Source organism: Micrococcus sp. APC 4021 (genome assembly GCF_030407635.1).
Lineage (GTDB): Bacteria > Actinomycetota > Actinomycetes > Actinomycetales > Micrococcaceae > Micrococcus > Micrococcus luteus.
The window spans coordinates 1-5,171 of sequence record NZ_JASDCZ010000146.1 but is presented as its reverse complement, the minus strand read 5'-3'; the positions used below and the strand labels follow the sequence as shown (position 1 = coordinate 5,171).

The 5,171-nt window shown below is 75.3% G+C and carries 4 protein-coding genes; all 4 read left to right on the top strand.

Annotated elements, in window-relative coordinates:
* Positions 1-22 precede the first annotated feature (22 nt).
* Positions 23-1,477 (top strand): glucose-6-phosphate dehydrogenase, encoded by a 1,455-nt coding sequence (locus QL983_RS10280; RefSeq protein ID WP_080695904.1) that lies wholly within the window; start codon positions 23-25, stop codon positions 1,475-1,477.
* Positions 1,478-1,602: 125 nt separating this feature from the next.
* The gene (locus QL983_RS10275) at positions 1,603-2,586 is read left to right on the top strand and encodes a 1,4-dihydroxy-2-naphthoyl-CoA synthase (protein ID WP_051995303.1); all 984 of its coding nucleotides are present in this window, start codon (positions 1,603-1,605) and stop codon (positions 2,584-2,586) included.
* A 31-nt stretch (positions 2,587-2,617) separates the two neighbouring features.
* Entirely contained in the window at positions 2,618-4,183 is a 1,566-nt protein-coding gene (locus tag QL983_RS10270) for a TrkA C-terminal domain-containing protein (protein ID WP_036316699.1), read from the top strand.
* 66 nt (positions 4,184-4,249) lie between these two features.
* On the top strand, positions 4,250-5,171 hold a 922-nt coding region (locus tag QL983_RS10265), incomplete at its 3' end, for an AMP-binding protein (RefSeq protein ID WP_290152859.1).

The following is a 5,171-nucleotide window of genomic DNA, read 5'->3' as shown; positions in this document are numbered from 1 at the left end:
CCCGCCCCGTCCAGGAGGACCCATGCCCGACGTCCAGAACCCCTGCCCCACCGGAGCATCCCCGGCATCCGACGACGACCGGGCCGCCGCGTCCGTGGCGCTCGTGATCGTGGGCGCGACCGGTGACCTGACCCGACGGCTCCTGCTGCCGGGGCTGGCCCGGGCCCTCACGGTCCACGACCTGCCGGAGGTGACCCTGGTGGGCTCGGCCCACTCGGACGGCCATTCGCTCGAGGAGTGGCGCGGCGTCATCGAGGAGGCCGTGGGCGAGACGGATCTGGACGCCGACGCACGGGCGGGCCTCGTCGAGCGCGCCGCCTGGCGCACCGCCGACGCCTCGGACCCCGAGGACCTGGGCGCCCTGCTCGTCGCCGCCCGCGAGGTCGCCGGGGAGGAGGCCGTGGTCGTGCTGTACCTGGCGCTGGACCCGGACCTCGCCGCCGAGGCGTGCGCGGCGCTCGAGCAGGTGGAGGACCGCCCGGAGGGGCTGCGCATCGTGCTGGAGAAGCCGTTCGGCTCGGACCAGCGGTCGGCGTGCGAGCTCAACGCGCTGCTGGGGCGGATCGCCGGGGAGGAGGACGTGTTCCGCGTGGACCACTTCCTCGGGGAGTCGATGGTCTCGGGCCTGCTCACCCTGCGCACCGCCAACCGCGTGCTGGAGCGCGTGTGGAGCGCGGCCGACGTCGAGCACGTGGACATCGTGGCGGACGAGTCCCTGGCCCTGGAGGGGCGCGCCGGGTTCTACGACGGCACCGGGGCTCTCGAGGACATGCTCCAGTCCCACCTGCTGCAGGTGCTGGCCATGGTGGCCCTGGAGCCCCCGCGGCGTCTCACCCCGAACGCGCTGCAGGACGCCGTCGTCGAGGTGCTGCGGGCCACGCGCGTGCGCGACGACGACGCGGTCGCCTCCTCGCGCCGGGCCCGGTACACCGCGGGGACGGTGGGAGGCCAGGACGTGCCCGACTACGTCGCCGAGGAGGGCGTGGACCCGGAGAACGGGACCGAGACGCTCGCCGAGGTGGAGCTGGAGGTCCGGACCGACCGGTGGGCGGGCGTGCCGTTCCGGCTGCGGTCCGGCAAGGCGCTGGAGCCGCGCCGCTGGGAGGTCGTGCTCTCGCTGCGGCCGCCCGAGGGGGTGCCCGCGGGGCTGGAGGCGGCCGCGGGGCGGGAGCGGATCGTGGTGGGACTGGACCCGCGGGCCCTGCGGGTGGAACTGGCCGTGGACGGGCCGGACACCCCGTTCGTCGCGGAGCGCGGCGCGCTCGCGGCGGACCTGGCCGAGGAGGACGTGGACGCGTACGGCGAGGTGATGCGCGGCGTGCTCACCGGGGATCGGATGCTCTCGGTCCGAGGCGACGCCGCGGAGGAGTGCTGGCGCATCCTGGCCCCCGTGATCGAGGCGTGGAACGCGGGGCGGGTGCCCCTCGACGAGTACGCCGCCGGGTCCCCGGGACCGGAGGACTGGCCGGAGAGGTGAACCGCGGGAGTGGCCGTGGGTCGCACGGCGGCGAGGGGGACGGCGTCGTACGGTGAGTGCCGGCAGCTCCGCCGACTGTGGGCGGCTCACCCCCGCCTCGCCCGGCGGGCCTAGACTCGGGCCCCATGAGCACCCCGCAGCCCGACGCCGCCCGCCCCGACCGCGACCGCCTGCCCGAACAGGTCTCCGACATCTTCGACCCCACGCGCTGGCGCGTGGTCGAGGGCTTCGACTTCGAGGACCTGACCTACCACCGCCAGGTGGAGCGCGACGCCGACGGCCGCTGGGTGCGCGACCTGCCCACAGTGCGCATCGCCTTCGACCGCCCCGAGGTCCGCAACGCGTTCCGCCCCGGCACCGTGGACGAGCTCTACCGCGCCCTCGACCACGCCCGCATGACCCCGGACGTGGGCACGGTGCTGCTCACCGGCAACGGCCCCTCCCCCAAGGACGGCGGCCACGCGTTCTGCTCCGGCGGGGACCAGCGCATCCGCGGCCGCGACGGCTACCGCTACGCCGAGGGGGAGACGGCCGAGACCATCGACCCGGCCCGCGCCGGACGCCTCCACATCCTCGAGGTCCAGCGCCTGATGCGCACCTCCCCCAAGGCGATCATCGCCGTCGTCAACGGCTGGGCGGCCGGCGGCGGCCACTCGCTCCACGTGGTCGCGGACCTCACCCTCGCCTCCCGCGAGCACGGGAAGTTCAAGCAGACCGACGCCACCGTGGGCTCCTTCGACGCCGGCTACGGCTCGGCCCTGCTCGCCCGGCAGGTGGGCCAGAAGCGCGCCCGCGAGATCTTCTTCACCGCCCGCGAGTACTCGGCCGAGGAGATGGTGGCCATGGGCGCGGTGAACGAGGCCGTGGACCACGAGCGCCTCGAGGAGGTCGCCCTCGAGTACGCCGCGGACATCAACCGTCAGTCCCCGCAGGCCCTGCGCATGCTCAAGTTCGCGTTCAACCTTCCCGACGACGGCATGGCCGGCCAGCAGGTCTTCGCCGGCGAAGCCACGCGCATGGCCTACATGACGGACGAGGCCGTGGAGGGCCGGGACGCGTTCCTGCAGAAGCGCGACCCGGACTGGTCCGCCTTCCCGTACCACTTCTGACCGACCACCACGGCAGGACGGAGACCCGCCCATGCTCGCACTGCTCAACGACCAGCCCATCCTCGTCCTCATGGCCACCGTCGCCCTGGGCGCCGCCGTCGGCACCATCCCCCTGGGCAAGATCCGCCTCGGCGCCTCCGGAGCCCTGTTCGTGGGCCTGCTCGTCGGAGCGGTGCTGCCCGACGTCGGCGACCGGCTGGCCCTGTTCCAGAGCTTCGGCCTGGCCCTCTTCGCCTACCTGATCGGGCTCGGCGCCGGCAAGGTGTTCTTCCGGGACCTGCGCCGCAACCTGCCCCTGATGCTGGCCGCCGTCGTCGTGGTGATCCTCACCGCCTTCACGGTGCACCCGCTGGCCGCGCTGCTCCACCTGGACCTGCCGACGGCGATCGGCGTGTGGACGGGTTCGCTCACCGCGACGCCGGCGATGGCGCTGGCGAACCAGCTCACCGGCGGGCAGGCCCCGGCCGTGGGCTACGGGCTGTCCTACCTGGTGGGCGTGGTCGGCACCATCATCGCGATCACCCTGCTCGCCGCCCGCCCGTGGAGCAGTTCCCCGCGCGATCCGGCGCCGGTGACCGACGGCAAGCTGCGCTTCACCGCCGCGGCCGCCACCTCCGCCCTCGCCGTGCGGGACATCCCGGGGATCTCCGAGGGACTGGTGCGCGTGGTGGCGCTGCGCCACGGCGGCATGGCCCGGATCGCCGGCTCCGCCGACCGGATCGAACCCGGGGACGAGGTCGTCCTGGACGGCACGGAGAAGAACATCGACGCGGCCGTGCAGGCCTTCGGCCGACGCACCGGCGCCGACCCGGCGCGGGTGATGAACCCGCTGCAGACCTCCATGGTCATCGTCACGGCCCGCGCCCTGGCCGATCGCCGCCTGGGCACGCTGTCCCTGCGCGAGCGCTTCGGCACCGACGTCGCCCGGCTGCGGCGCGACGACGTCGAGTCGCTGGCCACCCCGCAGACCGAGCTCAAGGTCGGCGACCGGGTGCTCATCGTGACCACCGCGCCGCGGATGGAGGCGGTGCGCGACTTCTTCGGCAACTCGACGCGCGGGCTCTCGGACCTGGACTGGATCTCCCTGGGCACGGGCATGGCGCTGGGCTACCTGCTGGGCATGGTGACGATCCCGCTTCCGGGCGGGGCCTCCTTCTCCCTCGGCCCGGCGGCCGGGTGCATCCTCGTCGGTCTCGCCCTCGGTGCGATCGGCCGAACGGGACCCACGGTGTGGGAGCCGTCCACGGAGATCGCACTGACACTGCGGCAGTTCGGCCTCATGCTCTTCCTGGGCGTGGTGGGCCTGGCCGCCGGCCCGGCGTTCATCGAGACGGTGTTCACCCGGGTCGGCGGGCTGGCCATCCTGATGTCCGCCGTGCTCACCGCGCTGACCGCGGCCCTGCTCATCGCCGCGGCACGGCTGCTGGGGCAGTCCGTGGATCGCACCTTCGGGGCGCTGGCGGGCATCACGGGCCAGCCGGCGATCCTGGACTACGCGCTCTCCCGGTCCACCGACGCCCGCGTGACCGAGGGGTACGCCCAGCTGTTCGCACTGATCATGGTGGTCAAGATCGCCACCGTGCCGTTCATGCTCTGACCGGCCGGGCGGGTCCGGTCTGCCGGGCGGGTCCGTCCGACCGTCGGGCCTCCTACACTCGGGGCCATGCCCGCCACCGCCGATGCCCTCGCCCGCGCCACGGACGCCCTCGCGGCGGCCTTCGACGGCGGCGCCCCCGTCGAGCTGACCGCCGACGGCGCCGCGCTCCCCCGGCCCGAGGCCCGCGACCCGCGCCGCTGCGGGGACCCGGACGCCGTCGCCGTGGTGCGCAGCTCCGGGTCCACGGGCACGCCGAAGCAGATCGTCCTGACCGGCGCGGCCCTGCGCGCCTCGGCCGCGGCCACGGCCCGGCGGCTCGGCGGCGAGGGGGCGTGGCTGCTGGCCCTCGGCGTGCACTACGTGGCCGGGCTCGCCGTGCTCTCCCGCTCGATCGCGGCCGGGACCGCACCCGTGGCCCTGCCACCGGGCCCGTTCACGCCCGCGGCGTTCGCCACCGGGGCGGCCGCCCTGCCCGACGACGCCGGCCCCCGGCTCGTCTCGCTCGTCCCCACCCAGCTCGCCCGCCTCCTCGCGGCCGACGCCGACCCGGCCGGGCGGGCGGCCCTGCGTTCCTTCGACCGCGTGCTCGTGGGCGGCGCCCGGCTCGATCCCGCGCTGCGGGCCGCGGCCGAGGCGGCGGGGGTGCGCCTCACCGCCACCTACGGCATGGCCGAGACGTGCGGCGGCTGCGTCTACGACGGCGTGCCGCTGCCCGGCGTCGCCGCCGCGGTGGCCCCGGACGACCCCGACGCCCCGCCGCGCGTGCGCCTGGCCGGGCCCATGGTGGCGGCCGGCTACCTCGACGACCCGGCCCGCACCGCCGCCCACTTCGTCACCGCCGCGGACGGCGCCCGCGCCTTCCTGACCGAGGACACGGGCGTGCTCTCCCCCACCGACGACGGCGGCGTGCGGCTGGCCGTGACCGGTCGCCTGGACGACGTCGTCATCACGGGCGGGGTGAAGGTGTCCGCGGCGGCGGTGACCGCGG

Bases quoted from the DNA above. Each gene is read 5' to 3' on its own strand.
- QL983_RS10275 (WP_051995303.1), top strand. From the start codon at position 1,603: ATGAGCACCCCGCAGCCCGACGCCGCCCGCCCCGACCGCGACCGCCTG.
- QL983_RS10270 (WP_036316699.1), top strand. From the start codon at position 2,618: ATGCTCGCACTGCTCAACGACCAGCCCATCCTCGTCCTCATGGCCACC.
- QL983_RS10280 (WP_080695904.1), top strand. From the start codon at position 23: ATGCCCGACGTCCAGAACCCCTGCCCCACCGGAGCATCCCCGGCATCC.